At 44.4% G+C, this 18,562-nt stretch carries 11 protein-coding genes; 7 read left to right on the top strand and 4 right to left on the bottom strand.

From position 1 onward, the window contains the following. Positions 1-167 precede the first annotated feature (167 nt). The 7 genes from ABD894_RS13435 to ABD894_RS13405 all read left to right on the top strand — a co-directional run bounded on the left by ABD894_RS13435 (position 168) and on the right by ABD894_RS13405 (position 14,334). The gene (locus ABD894_RS13435; RefSeq protein WP_345211560.1) at positions 168-1,805 is read left to right on the top strand and encodes a DUF6377 domain-containing protein; all 1,638 of its coding nucleotides are present in this window, start codon (positions 168-170) and stop codon (positions 1,803-1,805) included. Between the two features lie 328 nt (positions 1,806-2,133). After that, positions 2,134-4,002, top strand: a complete 1,869-nt coding sequence (locus ABD894_RS13430; RefSeq protein WP_345211559.1) for a glycoside hydrolase family 13 protein — start codon at positions 2,134-2,136, stop codon at positions 4,000-4,002. Between the two features lie 164 nt (positions 4,003-4,166). Further along, positions 4,167-7,187, top strand: a complete 3,021-nt coding sequence (locus tag ABD894_RS13425; protein WP_345211558.1) for a SusC/RagA family TonB-linked outer membrane protein — start codon at positions 4,167-4,169, stop codon at positions 7,185-7,187. A gap of 20 nt (positions 7,188-7,207) precedes the next feature. After that, entirely contained in the window at positions 7,208-8,842 is a 1,635-nt protein-coding gene (locus ABD894_RS13420; protein ID WP_345211557.1) for a RagB/SusD family nutrient uptake outer membrane protein, read from the top strand. 24 nt (positions 8,843-8,866) lie between these two features. Next, complete coding sequence (locus ABD894_RS13415) at positions 8,867-9,901, top strand: SusE domain-containing protein (protein ID WP_345211556.1); 1,035 nt, start codon at positions 8,867-8,869, stop codon at positions 9,899-9,901. Positions 9,902-9,966: 65 nt separating this feature from the next. Further along, positions 9,967-12,429: a glycoside hydrolase family 31 protein gene (locus ABD894_RS13410; RefSeq protein ID WP_345211555.1), complete on the top strand. Its 2,463-nt coding sequence runs from the start codon at positions 9,967-9,969 to the stop codon at positions 12,427-12,429. Between the two features lie 12 nt (positions 12,430-12,441). Next, on the top strand, positions 12,442-14,334 hold the full coding sequence (locus ABD894_RS13405) for an alpha-amylase family glycosyl hydrolase (protein WP_345211554.1): 1,893 nt from the start codon (positions 12,442-12,444) through the stop codon (positions 14,332-14,334). 311 nt (positions 14,335-14,645) lie between these two features. On the opposite strand, the gene ABD894_RS13400 is transcribed toward ABD894_RS13405, so the two are convergent. The 4 genes from ABD894_RS13400 to ABD894_RS13385 all read right to left on the bottom strand — a co-directional run bounded on the left by ABD894_RS13400 (position 14,646) and on the right by ABD894_RS13385 (position 18,440). Beyond that, positions 14,646-15,083, bottom strand: coding sequence for a tail fiber domain-containing protein (locus ABD894_RS13400; protein WP_345211553.1), 438 nt, complete (start codon positions 15,081-15,083; stop codon positions 14,646-14,648). Positions 15,084-15,155: 72 nt separating this feature from the next. Next, a complete protein-coding gene (locus ABD894_RS13395) occupies positions 15,156-15,452 on the bottom strand; it encodes a hypothetical protein (protein ID WP_345211552.1) in 297 nt (98 codons plus the stop codon). Between the two features lie 473 nt (positions 15,453-15,925). Continuing rightward, positions 15,926-17,488, bottom strand: a complete 1,563-nt coding sequence (locus ABD894_RS13390; RefSeq protein WP_345211551.1) for an MFS transporter — start codon at positions 17,486-17,488, stop codon at positions 15,926-15,928. A gap of 268 nt (positions 17,489-17,756) precedes the next feature. Then, entirely contained in the window at positions 17,757-18,440 is a 684-nt protein-coding gene (locus tag ABD894_RS13385) for an HAD family hydrolase (RefSeq protein ID WP_345211550.1), read from the bottom strand. Between the last annotated feature and the right edge of the window lie 122 nt (positions 18,441-18,562).

Genomic DNA, 18,562 nt, shown 5'->3' with positions numbered 1-18,562 from the left:
AGGCGGGGTGAGTTATCCTGAACAGATCAATTTACCGTATACAATACGTTAACCACAGGTAAAAAATGCCTTACAGTTAAACTTCTTTGTTATAATTACCGTTGGAGTAAGGCAAGGCATGGGCAAATGCCGATATTTATTATTTAATTTGCAGCGTTAACCAATCTATGAGATCTATTCCTCTCCTGCTTCTGCTGTTATTATTCGGCACTGTTCGGGCTTCTTCAAAAAGCGACGAACTGCTGGACAAACTCAACACCGAATTAAGTCGAAAGAGTGAATACGACGCGCAAAAAGAGGCCCGTATAGCCAGTTTAAAAATGGCATTGCACCGTTCGCCGGGCAGCCTCACCCACCAGTTTGATTTGTGTAGTAAACTGTACGACGAATACAAAGCCTATCAGTACGATTCGGCCTACGTATATGCCAATAAGCTCTCCAAATTAAGTCTGGGCTTAAAGGATATCAGCAAGGAGTATTACAGCAGGGTAAAGGTTGGTTTTATACTGCTGTCGTCGGGAATGTTCAAGGAAACTTTCGACAGTTTGAAAGGCATAAATACCGCCTTGCTTGATGATAGCATTAAGCTGGAATACTACGCCCTGATGATGCGTGCCAACTTCGACCTGGCCAATTATGATAACGACAACCAATACTCGCCAATTTACATAGCGCAGGCTAATAAATATATCGATTCGGCCATTGCCATCAGCGCGCCAGGCTCGTACAATAATCTGTACCTCAACGGCTACAAAAAAATAAAGAACAACAACCCCAAAGGTGCCACGGCCGATTTTCAGAAACTGCTGAATAACTACAAGCTTACTACCCACCAAAACGCTATAGTAAGCTCAACTTTAGGCAATATTTACCTGAAGGATAAGCAGCTGCGCGATAAGGGCATTGAGTTGCTGATACAGGCGGTTATCAGCGATATACAATCGTCAACTAAAGAAACCCTGGCTATATTTTGGCTGGCCGAGATCTATTACAAAAACGGCGATATCAAAAACGCATACAACTACATACAGCAGGCCATGGCCGATGCCGACTTTTACGGTGCCCGCCAGCGCCGCGTGCAAATCAGTTCGATACTGCCTATGGTTGCTGCAGAAAAGCTGAACTATATTGAGAAGGAGAAAACCCGTTTCCTTATTTTCCTGGTGTCGCTGATTGTATTGGTGTTGCTGGTTATCGTAATATCGGTAATGCTGTTTAAGCAATTGAAAAACCTGAAGGCTAAGGAGAAGATCATTGAGGAAACCAATGCCGAACTGGAGATCATCAACAACAAACTGGTTGAGGATACCCACATTAAGGAAGAGTACATAGGCTATTTCTTTAACGTAATATCTGGCTATATACTTAAACTCGAAAAGCTAAAGCGATCGGTAGATACCAAGCTGGCTCAAAAGCGTTACGATCATATCCAGCTGATAGTTGACAACATTCAGATCAAAAAAGAACGCGACGCGCTGTTCCATACCTTCGATCATATCTTTATTAAAATATTCCCCAACTTTTTGGTATCCTTTAACAATCTGTTTAAAAAGGAAGACCAGATATGGCCTAAGAACGACGAGGTACTCACTACCGATCTGCGCATCTTCGCGCTTATCCGTTTGGGTGTTACCGATACCGAAACCATCTCCAAGATCCTTGAATATTCTGAGAAAACCATTTACGTTTACAAGATGCGCCTCAAGGCAAAATCCCTCTTCCCTGCCGAAGAATTTGACCAGCGCATAATGGATATCAAAGCCGTTGATATTGTAAGCAAGCGCAAAGCCGCCGTTAACCAATAATTGCCCTACCCATTCACCTGCTTTTTAAGCCTTTAAAGCAGATAAAAATCAATATTAAGCTTAAAAAAAGCCTTAATTCTTTTAAATTTTTCCGCAGCACTCATTTTGTATTAATCTAAAAATCAATTACTTGATTTTTACAAACGCAATATTTCTTTAAATTTTAACTAAACAAATAGCAAATGGCTTGCAGCCTTGCGAGATTTGTGTTAGTCAATTAAATGAATGAAATGCATATAACTTTTACAGCCCGTGTTTCGTTAAAATTTTTGACGAATAGTTAAAACCAATTAGCCAAGTTTTTCAAAACCTTCTTTTTATAAACTATATGTATAAAAATATTTATACTAAAAAATTCGTATTCTTTGTACTTACGGCTTTGCTGAGCTTTGATGTTTTTTACGCCAAAGCCCTCGCTGTAACAGAGGTTGCCCCCGCTTACTGGTGGGTAGGCATGAAGAACCACGAGCTTCAGTTAATGGTGCATGGTAACAACATCGGCAAATCAAAACCAACCATCGCTTATCCCGGTGTTACCGTAAAGGAGGTTGCCCGTACCGATAACCCCAACTATCTTTTTATTTACATCAACATTGCCGCTAATACCAGGCCAGGCAAATTCAACATAAAATTCGCAGAGGGTGCCGATGTTAAAAATTTCAGCTATGAGCTAAAGGCCCGTACCGATAAAAGCGGCGCTTTAGGCTTTAACACTTCAGATGTATTGTACCTGCTAACCCCTGATCGTTTCGCTAACGGTAACGCGGCCAACGATAACTGGGATGGGGTGAACATTGACCGCAACAACCCCGATCTGCGCCATGGCGGTGATTTGGAAGGTGTGGCTAAACACCTCGATTACATCAAAGACCTGGGCGTTACTACTGTATGGTTTAACCCTGTACAGGAAAACAAAATGCCCAATGGCTCGTACCACGGTTACGCCATTACCGATTTTTATAAGATAGATCAACGCTATGGCAGCAACGAGGCCTTTCGCGACCTTACCAAAACTATGCACAATAAGGGCATGAAAGTGGTGATGGACATGATATTTAACCATTGCGGTTTGGCCCACCCATGGATGACCGACAAACCGGCCGCCGACTGGATCAATAACCCAACAAAATATGTGCAAACTAACCACGCTAAGTTAACCGCGATGGATCCGCATGCGGCCAAGAAAGAGGCCGATGTATTGCTGAACGGCTGGTTTGTGCCCGATATGCCCGATTTGAACCAACGCAACAGGCATTTGGCTACTTACCTCATTCAAAACAGTATCTGGTGGATAGAATATGCCCGCATTGACGGCATCCGTCAGGATACTTACCCTTACCCTGATTACGCTTTTATGGCCCGCTGGTGCAAAGAAGTACAGGCCGAGTATCCTAACTTCAACATCGTAGGCGAATCGTGGTATGGCAAAAGCAGCGAAACAGCCTGGTGGCAGCGCAATTCGGTATTGAACAAAACCAATACCCAGCTGAAAACCGTGATGGATTTCCCGCTGACTTTTACTGCCGACAAGGGCTTTAACAAAGAGAATAACGAGAACGGAGGCGAGTCATCAGGCCTGTACCAGATCTTTGAAGTGCTGGCGCAGGATTACCTGTATGCCGATCCTAAAAACATACTGACCTTTTTAGATAACCACGACCTGGGCCGCTTTAACCGTGTGGAGGATAAAGACCTTGACCGCTACAAACAAGCTTTCGCCTTTTTACTGACAACACGCGGTATCCCGCAAATTTATTACGGTACCGAAATTTTAATGACCGGCACCAAGAACGAAGGTGACGGACAGATCCGCAAGGATTTTCCGGGTGGATGGGAAGGCGATAAGAAAGATGCCTTTACTGCCACAGGCCGTACCGATATGCAGAACGAGGCATTCAATTACCTGCAAGAACTGCTGCAATGGCGTAAAACCAGTGCCCCGGTTATTGATGGTAAGCTGATACACTATGCGCCCGATAATTCGAACGTGTATGTATACGCCCGCATAAAAGATGGCAAAACCGTACTGGTAATGCTCAACGGATCAAGCAAGGACCAAACATTAGACATGGACCGCTTTACTGATGTTACCGGCAAGCATACCGGCGGTAAGGATGTAATTACCGGCAAGCAAATAAGCATTGCCAAAACGGCAACCGTACCGGCCCGCAACCAATACATATTAGAACTTAATTAACTCATTAATATGGATAAATATCTACTCATTATTCGCTACCCAAGCTAAATAACAAGTAAGGCCACGTAACGTGTTACCCGGCCGAACACACACACCAAAGTTTATTAACCAATACCAATTAAAGAAAAGGCTTCTCCCCCCAGAAGCGACAAATTTTAAATTATATGAGAAAACATTATTTAAAAAATTATGTGCTCTTGTTTGCCATGCTGCTTGTATCGGGCTTCGCATTCGCGCAAACAGGCAGTATTAGCGGTACCGTGCTTGATACTAAAAGAGAAACCCTGCCGGGCGTAACCGTAAGTGTTGACGGCACTACCCTGGGCACCGCTACCGATGTGAACGGCGCGTTTAAAATAAACGGCGTTACTGCCGGTGCGCACACGCTTACCGTTAAGTACATCGGTTATGTTACCATGCAAAAAGCAGTAACAGTAGCATCGGGCCAAAACGCGGTAGTTGAAATTCAAATGTCGGCCCAAACCCAGTCACTTAACGAGGTGGTGGTTATAGGTTACGGTACCGCTACCCGTAAAGACGTTACCGGTTCGGTAGCTACGGTAAGCAGTAAAGATTTTCAAAAAGGATCAGTTACTACTCCCGAGCAATTAATTGCCGGTAAAGTAGCCGGTGTGGCCATTACCTCAAACGGCGGGCAGCCGGGCGTGGGCAGCCAGATCAGGATTCGCGGTGGTGCTTCACTTAACGCTACTAACGATCCGTTGATTATTGTTGACGGGGTATCTTTAAGCAACAACGGTATTTCAGGTTCGCCAAACCCGTTGAGCCTGATCAACCCTAACGATATCGAAACCTTTACCGTACTTAAGGATGCATCTGCAACCGCCATTTACGGTTCAAGGGCATCAAACGGTGTAATTTTGATCACCACTAAAAAAGGACAGAGCGGCGCGCCGAAGATCAACTTCAGCAGCAACGTATCTGCCGCTAAGGTTGTTAAAACTATCGATGTGTTTTCGGCAAGCGAATACCGCGATTATGTTACAGCTAACGGTACAGCCGCACAGGTAGCCAAACTTGGAGATGCAAGCACCGACTGGCAAAAACAAATTTATCAAACAGCCATAGCTACTGATAATAACTTAAGCGTATCGGGCACTTACAAAAATTTGCCGTACCGTGTTTCAGTTGGTTATTTAAACCAGGATGGTATCCTGAAAACGGATAACCTTGAGCGTACATCAGGATCGATCAACCTGAATCCTAAGTTTTTTGATAACCATTTAAAGGTTAACTTTAATGTAAAGGGCGCTATCAGCAAAAGCCGCTTTGCAAACCAGGGCGCAATTGGCGCAGCGGTTAGTATGAACCCAACTTACCCTATCATGTCGGGTAATGATGCTTTCGGTGGTTACTATGAAGTAACAAGCAATGGTAAATTAGAAGCATTAGCCCCACGTAATCCCGTTGCTTTACTTAATCAAAAATTTGATAACAGTACTGTAAAAAGAAGTATAGGTAACGCGCAGTTTGATTATTCGTTCCACTTTTTACCTGAGTTACATGCTAACCTTAATTTAGGTTACGATTATTCATCAGGTGAAGGTACAATCGTAGTGCCTGATTACGCGGCGCAAAGCTTTGAGCGATTTAAAGATGGAAATAACGTGTTGCATAGCGGTATTAATAATCAATACAGCCAAAAACAACAAAACCGTTTAGGTGAGTTTTACCTGAGCTATAATAAAGATGTAAAATCAATAGAAAGCCGCTTTGATGTGGTTGCGGGTTACGCTTACCAGATCTTCAGGAATGAAGACGCGCCTAACGGCAGCCAAAGCTATGGTTTCCCCGATCAAACATCTGATGGAAGCACTGTAGTAACCAGGCTGTATCCTGATAACGTATTTCAAAACGTGCTGATATCATATTACGGCCGTTTAAATTACACCTATAAAGGCCGCTACATACTTACAGGAACTTTACGTACAGATGGTTCATCAAGATTTAAGCCGGAGAACAGGTGGTCGGTATTCCCGTCAGCAGCATTGGCCTGGAACGTGAAAGAAGAATCATTTATTAAAGATGCCGATGTAGTATCATCATTAAAGTTCAGAGGTGGTTATGGTGTAACCGGTCAGCAGGAAGGTATTAATCTTTACGATTACAGATCGTTCTATAACCTGAGCACCAACACCGCGCAATACCAAATGGGCGATATGTATTACAATATGTACCGCCCGGGTGGTTACTATGATAACCGTAAATGGGAATCAACCGCTACTACCAACATCGCTATCGATTATGGTTTCCTGAACGAGAGATTAACAGGTACCATTGAGTTTTACTACAAGAAAACAAAAGACCTGCTGAGCCTGGTGAACCAGCCTGCCGGTACCAACTTTGCCAACCAGATAGTTGCCAACATTGGTAACATGGAAAACAAAGGTATTGAGTTTTCGGTAAATGCTATCCCGGTAAAAACAAAAGACCTTACCTGGAATGTTTCTGCCAACGTTACTTACAACACCAATAAAATTACCAATCTTACAATTGCTCCCGATCCTAATTTTCAGGGAAACCGTACAAACAATATATCAGGCGGTACAGGTAATACCATCCTCATTAATTCAACAGGTTACAGAAGAGGTTCATTTTACGTGTATGAGCAAGTATATGACGCTCAAGGGAAACCACTTGACAATGTATTTGTAGACCGTAACGGCGATGGTACCATTAACGAAAAGGACCTGTACCGTTACAAAGGTATCGACCCTAAAGCTTTCTTCGGTTTCAGCACCTCTGTTAGCTACAAAAACTGGAGCGCCGGTACTGTGTTAAGAGGCAGTTTGGGTAATTACGTATATAACAACGTGTTTTCAAGCACAGGCACCCGTCAGAACATATTTAACCCTATCGGTTACCTTAATAATGGTTCAACCAATGTGCTTGAAACAGGTTTCAGCGGTAGCGGCAACAACTATTTCCTGTCTGATTATTATGTTCAAAACGCTTCGTTCCTGCGTATGGATAACGTTAACCTGGGTTACAACTTTGGTAAACTGTTTAAATCAAGAGGCAACCTGCGTGTTAGCGCTAATGTGCAAAACGTATTTACTATTACTAAATACAAAGGCTTAGACCCGGAAGTGAGCAGCGGTGTTGATAATAACTTCTATCCTCGCCCAAGAACGTTTGTATTAGGTTTAAATCTTGATTTGTAAACCAATTAAAGAGATCAACAATGAAAAAGAATATAATAAAACTATTGATAATAGCTGGTTTAACAGGTACGCTGGCATCATGTACCAAAGACCTTAACCAGTCGCCAAAAAATGATATCACTGCCGACCAGGTATACAGCACCCCACTGGGTTATACACAGGCCATGGCAAAAGTATATGGTAGTTTAGCACTATCAGGTAACGAAGGCCCGGCAGGTAATAATGATTTACAGGGTGTACCCGATGAGGGTAACTACGCCGGTTACCTGCGTACTGCATGGTACCTGCAAGAGTTACCTACCGACGAAGCCATGATTGCCTGGGGCGACCCCGGTTTACAGGATTTCAAGAACATGAACTGGTCGAGCGATAACCCGGCCATTGTGGGTCAGTATTACAGGCTGATGTACGAGGTAACGTTGGTAAACGATTTCCTGAGACAATCAACCGATGATAAACTGAGCTCAAGGGGAATTACCGGTACCGATGCCGACAGGATCCGTCAGTATCGTTCTGAGGCCCGTTTTTTACGCGCCTTTGCTTACTGGGGTTTAATGGACCTTTACGGCAACCCGCCATTTGTTACCGAAGCTGATGCTTTGGGTTCGGTATTGCCGAAACAAATTAAACGTGCCGATCTGTTCAAATACATCGAAACAGAACTTACAGAAATTCAAGGCACACTGGTTGACGCGCGCCAAAACGAATATGGCCGTGCCGATAAAGCTGCTGCCTGGGCGCTGCTGGCACGTATGTACCTGAACGCGAAAGTTTACACCGGTACTGATAGAAGCGCCGATGCGATGACCAATGCTTCAAAAGTAATTGCTGCAGGTTATGCCTTGAACAGTAACTACAGGGAGCTGTTACTTGCCGATAACGACCAGAATAATAATGAAGCTATTTTCACCATTAATTACGATGGTTTATTAACCAAAGGCTTTGGTGGCATGACCTTCATGACCCATGCTTCATTAGGCGACCCTATGCCGGGAGCACAAACTTTGGGTGTTGATGGTAAATGGGGTGGTATCCGTACATCTAAAGATCTTACCGACCTTTTTGCTGATGACGGTAAAACTGATTATGCCAGCTATCCTAAAAACTTTACCAATAATACAAGCGCTGTTGACAAACGTGCTCAATTTTGGTTCAATGGTTTTAACCCTACAGTGCCTTCATTAACCACCTTTACCGATGGTATAGGCGTACTTAAATTCAGAAACCTTAAAAAGAACGATGCCGTAGGTAAAGATTTCGGTCATTCTGATGCCGATTTTCCGGTATTCCGTTTAGCTGAAATGTATTTGATATATGCTGAAGCCGCAATAAGAACAGGCAGTAATACAGGCACAGCAGTAGAATATATTAACAAATTACAAGAAAGAGCCAGGGGCAATACATCAGGTAATAAAACTGCCGCCGATCTTACGCTTAACTTTATTTTGCAGGAAAGGGCGAGAGAACTATATTGGGAGTGCCAGCGTCGTACAGATTTGATCAGGTTCGAAAGCTTTACATCAGCCAATTATTTATGGACCTGGAAAGGCGGTTCAAAGGCAGGGCGTGCTGTTAACGCGACAAGGGCGCTTTACCCTATCCCATCTGCCGATATTACGGTTAACCCTAATTTAGTTCAAAACCCTGGTTATTAATCAAGCATAATATATCACTCATATATGAAAAGGATATTTAACAAAACATTAGCATTCACCTGTGTGGTATTGCTGATATTATCATCATGCAAAAAGGATGGCACACCGGTAGTGGCCAGTGCCGGTACTGCATCTAAATTAACTGTTAGCAAAACAGAATTTACTTTAACCGAGGCTACCGCCAATGAAAACGCGACCGCCTTCACCTGGACATCATCAAGCTTTGGCTTTAGCGCTGTGGTAACTTACGAATTGCAGTTTGCAGCCAAGGGTACCAACTTTGCCGGTGCCGCAAGTGAAACCATAGCGCCCGACTCATCAAAAACTTTTACAGTGGGTAACGTTAACGCCCTGGCTATACAGGCCGGCCTTGCACCGGACAAAACTACCGAAGTTGAGGTAAGGGTTAAAGCATCGTTAAACTCAACATCAGCGCCTGCCTACTCAAATGTGGTTGTGCTGAAGTTTGCACCATACCGTGCTTTTGTTACCTACCCTTCGCTTTATGTACCGGGTGCTTACCAGGGCTGGAATCCCGGCGCCCCTGCGCCAACACTGGCATCCGTTAAAAACGATAAAACCTATGAAGGCTATATTGATTTTGGCGCAAGCGGTTCTGAATTTAAAATCAACAGTGACCCGGATTGGAACCATACCAACTACGGTGGTACTTCAAACACCCTGAGCACAAGCGGTGGTAACCTATCAGTAGCAACCGGCGGTGTTTATATGTTAAAGGCCGATATTAACGGACTTACCTGGTCGGCAACAAAAATTGATGCTTTCAGCGTTAACGGAACCGCATCAGGCAATGCCGATAAAGACCTTAGTTATGATAGCGCTACCAAAACGTGGCGCGCTGTTATGACGCTGGCTGTAGGAACATTCAAATTCCGTGCTAACCATGCGGCTACTATTACATTAGGTGATAAAACACCGGTTACTACTTTCTTAACCGCGGGCGGTACTGATATTGCCATTGACGCGGCCGGCAGCTACGAAATTGTGCTGAGCACAAGCATTGCCGGTAACTACTATTACGAAATTAACAAACAATAACTGACCTGTAAGCCCCGGCCTTGTGCCGGGGTTTTACTATTGTATTTGTTTAAATAAGCAATAACATGATGAGGATAAAATTTAGGGCATTTGGTGCCTTGTGGCTATGCTTTGCCTTTTCTGCAACGGTTTTTGGCCAGGGCAGCCCGGTAAAAAGCATGGGCAATGTTACCAACGCGGTGGTTGATGGCGGGCAGGTAAAGATCACTACGCAAAACGCGCGGGCCGAGGTTACGGTATACACACCATCGGTAATACGGGTGCGGATTGATAAGCATGAGTTGGCAGCAGATTTTTCGTACGCGGTTATTGCAAAACCACAGCAAACAAAGGCAAACATCACCCAAAACGATAACGAGATCAGCATAGTTACCGATTCGCTGAAGCTTACCATTACCAAAAAGCCCTTTGCGGTTACTTTTTATACCCCTGCCGGCGAGGTGATTAACCAGGATGAAACAGGCCTGGCCACCTCTTGGGTTAACGATGCCGTTACCACTTATAAAAAGATGCAGCCCGATGAGCACTTTGTGGGTTTGGGCGAAAAAACCGGTCCGCTGGACAGGAAAGGCGCGGGCTTTACCAACTGGAATAGCGATACCTTTGGCTACCGCGACGGACAGGACCCTATCTATTCAACCATACCATTCTACATAGGGATACACCACAATGTAAGCTATGGTATATTTATGGATAACACCTACCAAAGCGACTTTAACTTTGGCGCCAGCAATAACCGTTTCTCATCGTTCGGCGCGCATGGCGGCGAAATGAACTATTACTTTATTTACCACAAACACCTTGCGGATATCATTACCTCATACACCGCCCTTACCGGCCGTATGCATCTGCCGCCGCTATGGAGCTTAGGCTATCAGCAAAACCGCTACAGCTATTATCCCGATACCGAAGTTTACCGCATAGCGCAAACCCTGCGCGAAAAAAAGATCCCTGCCGATGGTATTACGCTCGACATCCATTACATGGATAAGTACAAGGTATTTACCTGGGATAAACAACGTTTTCCTGATCCGGCTAAAATGACCGGCCGGTTGAAGGAGATGGGTTTTAAAACCACGCTCATAGTTGATCCGGGTGTGAAGGCCGAGCCAGGATACGGCGTTTACGACCGTGGTTTAAAAGATGATATTTTTATAAAATACCAGGACAATACCAACTACACCGGCGAGGTGTGGCCGGGCTGGTGCCACTTCCCCGATTTTACTGGCGCTAAAGGCCGTAACTGGTGGGAAACCGAATTGAAGCAGTACGCTGCCGAAGGTGTAAGCGGCATTTGGAACGACATGAACGAGATTGCTACCTGGGGGCAGAAAATGCCGGATAACGTCATTTTTGATTTCGAGGGCCGCAAAGCATCACACCTGGAAGCACGTAATGTGTATGGCCTCAACATGATCAGGGCCAGTTACGAGGGCTATCGCAAAGCATTGAACAACAAACGCCCGTTTATCCTTACCCGTTCGGGCTATGCAGGTTTGCAGCGCTACTCGGCTATATGGACAGGCGATAACCGCGCCGAAGATGACCACATGTTACTTGGCGTACGCCTGCTAAGCAGTCTTGGTTTAAGTGGTGTAGCTTTCAGTGGTATGGATATCGGCGGCTTTACCGGCAATGCCAGTGTAGGTTTGTATACCCGTTGGGTCCAGATCGGCGCCTTTAACCCTTACTTCCGTAACCATACGGGCGTAAATACCAAATCGGCCGAGCCATGGGCTTTTGGCGAGGAAGCGCTGGAAATAGCGCGTAACTACATCAACCTGCGTTATAAACTGCTGCCCTATTTGTATTCTACCTTTTACGAGGCTACACAAAACGGGCAGCCGGTGGTACGCTCGCTGGCTATCAATTACACGCACGACCCTAAGATATTCACTTACCAGAACGAGTACCAGTTTGGTAACGCATTTTTAATAGCGCCATTCGCTTCTACTGATGTATATGGTACGGTGTATTTGCCAAAAGGTAAATGGTACGATCTGTATTCGGATGAGTTGAGCATGGGAAATAAAGAAACCATTATTAAACTGGCGAAGCATAAATTACCGGTATATGTTAAAGAGAGCAGCATTATCCCGATGCAATCGCTTATACAAAACACTACCGAAAAGCCAACTGATACGCTTGATGTACACATTTACAAAGGCGATGTAAACAACAGCTTTGTGTATTATGAAGACGACGGCGAAAGCTACGATTACGAAAACGGCTCATTTTATAAACGCACTATCAGCTATAAGGCAATCAGCAAGACCATCACTTTTGGTAAAGCCGAAGGTTCGGTAACTTCCAAATTTAAATATGTGCGCGTACTGTTGCACGGTTTTGAAACCAATGCCGCGGTTAAAGCCGATGGCAAACAAGCAGCGGCAAAGGCAAGCTTTGTATCGTTCATCGCACCTATCTCCAGGTTCGACCCGGAAGGCACTGCAAACCCGGTTGAGGGCAGTAATGTAAAGACTTTGGTATTGCCTAATGGCAGCGGCCAGTTCACTATAACCTATTAAGCATCTTAAAACATGAAAAACACATATAAATTATTATTATTACTGGTGCTGGCGGGCAATGTTGTTGCCTGTAAAAAAGCAAGCAGCGATGTTAAAACACCCGATCCGCCGGTAACTTCCGTAGACCTGCCCGCAGGCGCTAAAGACGGGGTTACTTTCATAAATGATGGTAAATCGGCTATATTTAACTTGTACGCCCCCGGTAAAGCCAAGGTATCGGTAATTGGTGATTTTAATAACTGGAGCGCCACGGCTACACCGATGAAGAAAACCACCGATGGCAACCGTTGGTGGGTACAGGTTGATAACCTTGATGCCAACACCGAATATGCTTATCAGTACCTTGTTGATGGCGACATTCGCGTTGCCGACCCATACACAGAAAAGATACTCGATCCGGATAATGATAAATACATCCCCGGCACGGTATACCCTAATCTGAAGGCTTATCCAACCGGAAAGACCAACAGTATTGTAGGTGTAATGCAGGCCAATCAGCCTGCATATACCTGGAAGGCGAACAACTTTACCCGCCCTGCAAAAAATAACCTCGTAATATACGAGCTCTTGGTACGCGATTTTGTGGCCACCCACAGCTATCAAACCGTTATCGACTCGTTAGACTACTTTACTCGTTTGGGTATTAACGCTATTGAGCTGATGCCGGTTAACGAGTTTGAAGGCAACGAATCGTGGGGATATAACCCGTCGTTCTATTTCGCGCCCGATAAATATTATGGCACCAAGAATGATTTGAAAGCCTTTGTTGATGCCTGCCACCAAAAAGGCATAGCCGTTATTTTAGATATGGTACTTAACCATTCCTTCGGTTCATCGCCAATGGTGAGGATGTATTTCGATCAATCTGCAAGTAAGCCAACGGCAAGCAGTCCGTGGTTTAACGTTAACCCGACACATCCTTTTAACGTGGGCTACGATTTTAACCACGAAAGCGCGGCAACCAAATACTTCTCGAAAAACGTAATGGGCTTTTGGCTGAAAGAGTATAAGATTGATGGTTACCGTTTTGATCTTTCAAAAGGTTTCACGCAAAAGAACAACCCGGATAACGTGGATGCATGGTCGGCTTATGATGCCAGCCGTGTAGCGATATGGAAGGACTATAACGCCTACATTAAATCCGTAGACCCTAACGCATATGTGATACTCGAACATTTGGGCAGCAATGAAGAAGAGAAAGAACTTGCGGCCGATGGCATGATGCTTTGGAACAATGTTAACTACGCCTTTAACGAAGCTAATATGGGTTGGATAGGCACATCTGACCTGTCACGACTGGCATTTGGCAACCACACCTTCACCCAGCCCGATGGCCTGGTGAGCTATATGGAAAGCCACGATGAAGAGCGCATCATATTTAAAAGCATTACCTACGGTAACACCGGCGGTTATAATGCAAGGCCATTAGCCACCGCACTTAAACGTGCCGAAATGAGTACCGCATTTTTAATGACAGCCCCCGGGCCAAAAATGCTATGGCAATTTGGCGAACTGGGTTACGACATCAGCATTGACCAAAACGGCCGCACCGGCAATAAACCCATTTTGTGGAATTATTACAGCGTACCGGAGCGTAAAGCTTTATATAAAGCTTATGCCAAATACATTAAAATGAAACTGAACAACCCCGTTTTCACTACCGCTAACATGAGCTATACACTTACCGGCGCGGTAAAAGATGTAACGCTTAACGGCAGCGGCATTGATGTGGAGATAGTAGGAAATTATGATGTAACCGCGCAAAGCGCCAGCATAAAATTTGCGAAAGCAGGCACATGGTACGATTACGTAACGGGCGCAACCCTTACCGTACCCGCCACACCGTACACAGTAACCCTCAACCCCGGCGAATACCATATATGGAGTTCGACGAAGTTGCAGTAGGTGATTGTTGGTTTTGGTTAAAGCCTCCGGTATTTGCCGGAGGCTTTTTTGTGGTTATTTTTAACTACTCTGCACGTATATTTTTAACCACAAAGGACACAAAGAAAGAAACACGGAGTTACACAGAGCCCTTTTGATGATAGATGTTATTTCCTCAAAACCTCTGTGTAACTCCGTGCAAACCTCTGTGAACTTTGTGGTTAAAAAACTCAGCCAGATGACGATTATACTTACTCAAAATTCCACACAAAAAACGCGACCACTATTGCTAATGGCCGCGTAGTTAACTAACTAAACTAAAAACTTTTATATTATCTCGCTTTGTTGAGCTGTTGCAGCTCGCTTCGCAGCTGATCTATCTGGGCTTGCTGCTCTTTGATGGCACTTACCAATAGCGGTACCAGTTTTTCAAGCTCTACCTGGCTTACGGTAAGCGCGCGCTGGTTGCCTTTGCCTGCGGTATACCACTTATTGCTGTTGCTTACCATGCCGGGTAATACCTTTTTAAAGGCATCGGCATTAAAGCCAAATTGCTTACCTGCGGGCAGTCCGAGTTGTTTTGATCGGCTTTGGTCGAACTCAAAAGTGAGTGGTTCCAACTGGGTAATATAGCTCAACGAATTGCTGATGGGCTGCTGATTTTTCTTCAGTACATCATCGCTAAGCTGCTGGGCTTTGGCAGTGCCTGTGATAAATGCGGTTATTAAAAGAACTAAAGCGGTATATTTTATTTTTTGGCTGATTTTCATGACTTGTAATTTTAGTTAAACACATGGCATCCGGCATTTTAATGACGGGCGCACAATTAAAAAGTAAACAGATTAACTAAATACAACGTCGGGCGGCGGGGTTGGTACCGCCGGGAAGTAGGCTAAATGATTGTGATTTTCTTCGCCTGCATATTTAAGCAATTCGCAATCAATTAAAACCAGGGTTTGGCCGGTATAACTATAAACGGGCAGAAACTCCTTCGCGGGGCTTTCCTTGGCCTCGTTACGATTGGCGGCCTCGCTTTCTTCATCGTCGGCCGGGCAATCGGTAACACAGGTATCATGGGCGGCAAGCATCATGGCAACACTTGTTATTGGCTTCTCCATTACCGAAAAAGCAAACAACATAACCAACAGATATCTTAGCAAACCAAGCCTCATTTACAAATGAAATTACTATGCAAACATAGCAATTTTTATATCAAAAAACATGATTATTGTAATAATATTTGGCTTTTATTTTTAATAAATGCCAGTTTTTAATAACATGAAATAATTAAAAGTAATCATTAATGAGATGATTGTAGCTATATAAAGCTATAGTTTAACAAAACAAAAATGTCATCTCGAAACGCAGTGAGAGATCTCCTTCGCTATATCAGTTTGTTACCTGCATCGTGAAGAAGATTTCTCCTCGTACCTCGTCGAAATGACAAATTTTTAAAATAATGTTAAACACTAATTCCCATTGCGCTCGTTTGCAACGAGTGCTTAACCTGGGCCGGCGATTGCATCGCCACACGGGCATTACAAATGCCTGCCCATATTAAGCACTGATCATAGATCAGCGCAAGAGTAAAAAGTCATTTATTAAACAGCTTTTACGCCGGTGTTGGCCCAGGAGTGGCAACTGCGTCATCATCGGCATGCAGTACAACCGCTTTGTAGCCTCCTCTTGTTTTAAAGTACAGCATTAGCAGTAAGTAACTAACCAGCATAATTATCGGGAATAGCGCTACTGTTTTAAGCGCGCCTTTTTTGGCGGTTTCCTGTACGGTTGTCACTGTTTCACGGTCGGAAGGGGCGGCTTGTGCCAGTTTGGTTACGTCAATTGCCTGGTATTTACCGAACATACTGGTACGCTGATCGGTAGCGTAAGTGCTGTGCAGCGCGGTGTTGTTCTTTTGATCGTAAGTACGGAGGCTGGTATCAATGCTTTTATCCTGCACAAAACCTAAAATTACCGCGCCTATAACACCTGCGCCAATCATACCCACACCACCGGCAATGTTAAGCGTAAGCGCCCCGCCTTTAGGGAAACGCTCGGCAACCACTCCAAGCATGGTCGGCCAAAAGAAGCTTTTGCCTAAACCAAATACCGTGGCGGCAACCAATATGGTAACGCCGCTTGCCGACGACAACAGGAACAAGCCCAATGCCGCAACAGCCGAACATACAGCCAGCAAACCTAAAGGAGAAATACGATGGATGATGCTCCCGGCACTAAAGCGCAGTATTACCATAATGGTTGACGTGTAAATGAGCAGCCAACCACCCTGTAAGCCAATTTTGGCCATTTCAGGCCCCATCAGGTCGGAGATCCAGCTATCGGTACCCAGTTCGGTAATGGCCAGCGGCAGCATGATCAGCAACATCAGCACAAATAACGGCTGCCCGAAACTGCGCACATACAAACCGAACAAACCCACAATGGCTAAAGTAACGATGATGTTAACGGTACTCGTCCAACCAAAAACAGAACCTATTTGGAAAACGATTAAACCTACGATGATCAGCGCGCCGCCTACACCTACTTCTTTCAGCATATCCAAGTAAGATACCCCCGCCTTAACCCGCTCATTAAGCGGAAATTTACGCCCGAACATCAGTATACCATACAATATAGCCGGGGTAAGTACCAGCATTATCTTTAATTTCCAGTTAGTTTCGGGACCCATCAGCAAAGCAATCACACCACCTAAAATTAAACCGGTTGGCCAGCCCGCGTGTAAAAAATTGAGCCATTTGGTTTTCTCTTTCGGGAACATACTGGCAACCGCCGGGTTGGTAACTGCTTCAACCGTGCCATTACCCAAAGCCATAATGAAAGTACCTACGTACAGCATGGTATAACCATCGGCAAACCAGGTGATCACCGCCGATGAGATGTGGCAAACAAATGCAAATATCATGGAGTTTTTGTAACCCACCTTATCAATGATGAGGCTGAACAGTACAATACTGATAGCGAACGGCCAAAGCCCAACGCCTGCAATTTCGCCGATTTGCGTTTTACTCAAGTTAAAAGCCGCGCCCCATTGCGGCAGGGTAAGCGCGCGCAAAATAAAGCCGAATGAGGTGGTTACAATAGCTACAAAGCAGGCCAAAAACAGCATCTTGTTTTGCCCCTGCTCCGCGGGGATTGTTTGGGTAGTTGGTTTCATAGTTTTAGGTTCCTTTTGGATTTAGTTTTTGGTTTTCAGGTTTATTCAAGCAAGCTTATAACGCCCGCATTGGTATTCTTTATAGTAATGCACAAACACAGCTATCGCCTGTTTAACAACCTGTATAAGTGCCTGTATTATTGTATAATTGGTATAAACGACTGCCCGGCTAAACAAATACGCGCCAACAATGCAATCGATTGCATATTTACTACAATTAATTGTCAATTACAAATTGGCAGTGAAAAAAGAAGGAGATGGTAGCAGATTACAAATCGGCCAAAACTTCGGTTATGGCTACAAAGCTTTTAAATTTATCGCTTTCAATGGTATGGTCAATCACCTCATGTGCCCAAGTAATATGGTAAGGTATATGAATAGCATGCCCACCAATGCGCAGTACAGGCAATACATCTGATTTTAACGAATTACCTATCATCAGCAGTTCTTCGGGTTGTATATCGAGGTGTTTGATCAGCTTCAGGTAATTGGCATCATCTTTTTCCGACATGATCTCGATATGGTGAAAGTAATGCCCCAGGCCCGATTTTCGGAGCTTCCGTTCCTGATCTAACAAGTCACCCTTGGTGGCCACCACCAGTTGGTATTTACCTTTCAGCGAGGTAAGCACTTCTTCCACGCCATCCAGTATCTCAATAGGCTCATCAAGCAATAGTTTACCCAGCTCAATGATGCGCTCAATAACATCAATACTGATAGTTTTATCAGATACGCGCATGGCCGTTTCAATCATACTCAGTATAAAACCTTTTACACCGTAACCGTATAGCGGCAGGTTGTCCAGCTCTATCTTCAACAATTCGCGCTCAAGCGAATGCTGCTGAAGGTAGTCGCTCATTATTTCATAAAAAGCTTCTTCGGTACGCCTAAAATAAGGTTCGTTCACCCAAAGGGTATCATCGGCATCAAAGGCTATTACTTTTATACTCATAACGTTGCTAAACGGCTTGTTTCAGGCTGCAATTATACTAAACATTTTATACACAAGCTATTTATAAAAGGCGCTTGACAAAGCCATGTTTAATACCCTTATATTTACCGCACTATTTATCG

Source organism: Mucilaginibacter gynuensis, from assembly GCF_039541195.1.
Lineage (GTDB): Bacteria > Bacteroidota > Bacteroidia > Sphingobacteriales > Sphingobacteriaceae > Mucilaginibacter > Mucilaginibacter gynuensis.
Note: the sequence above shows the minus strand (reverse complement) of the source record. Positions and strands in the feature narration are given on the sequence as shown.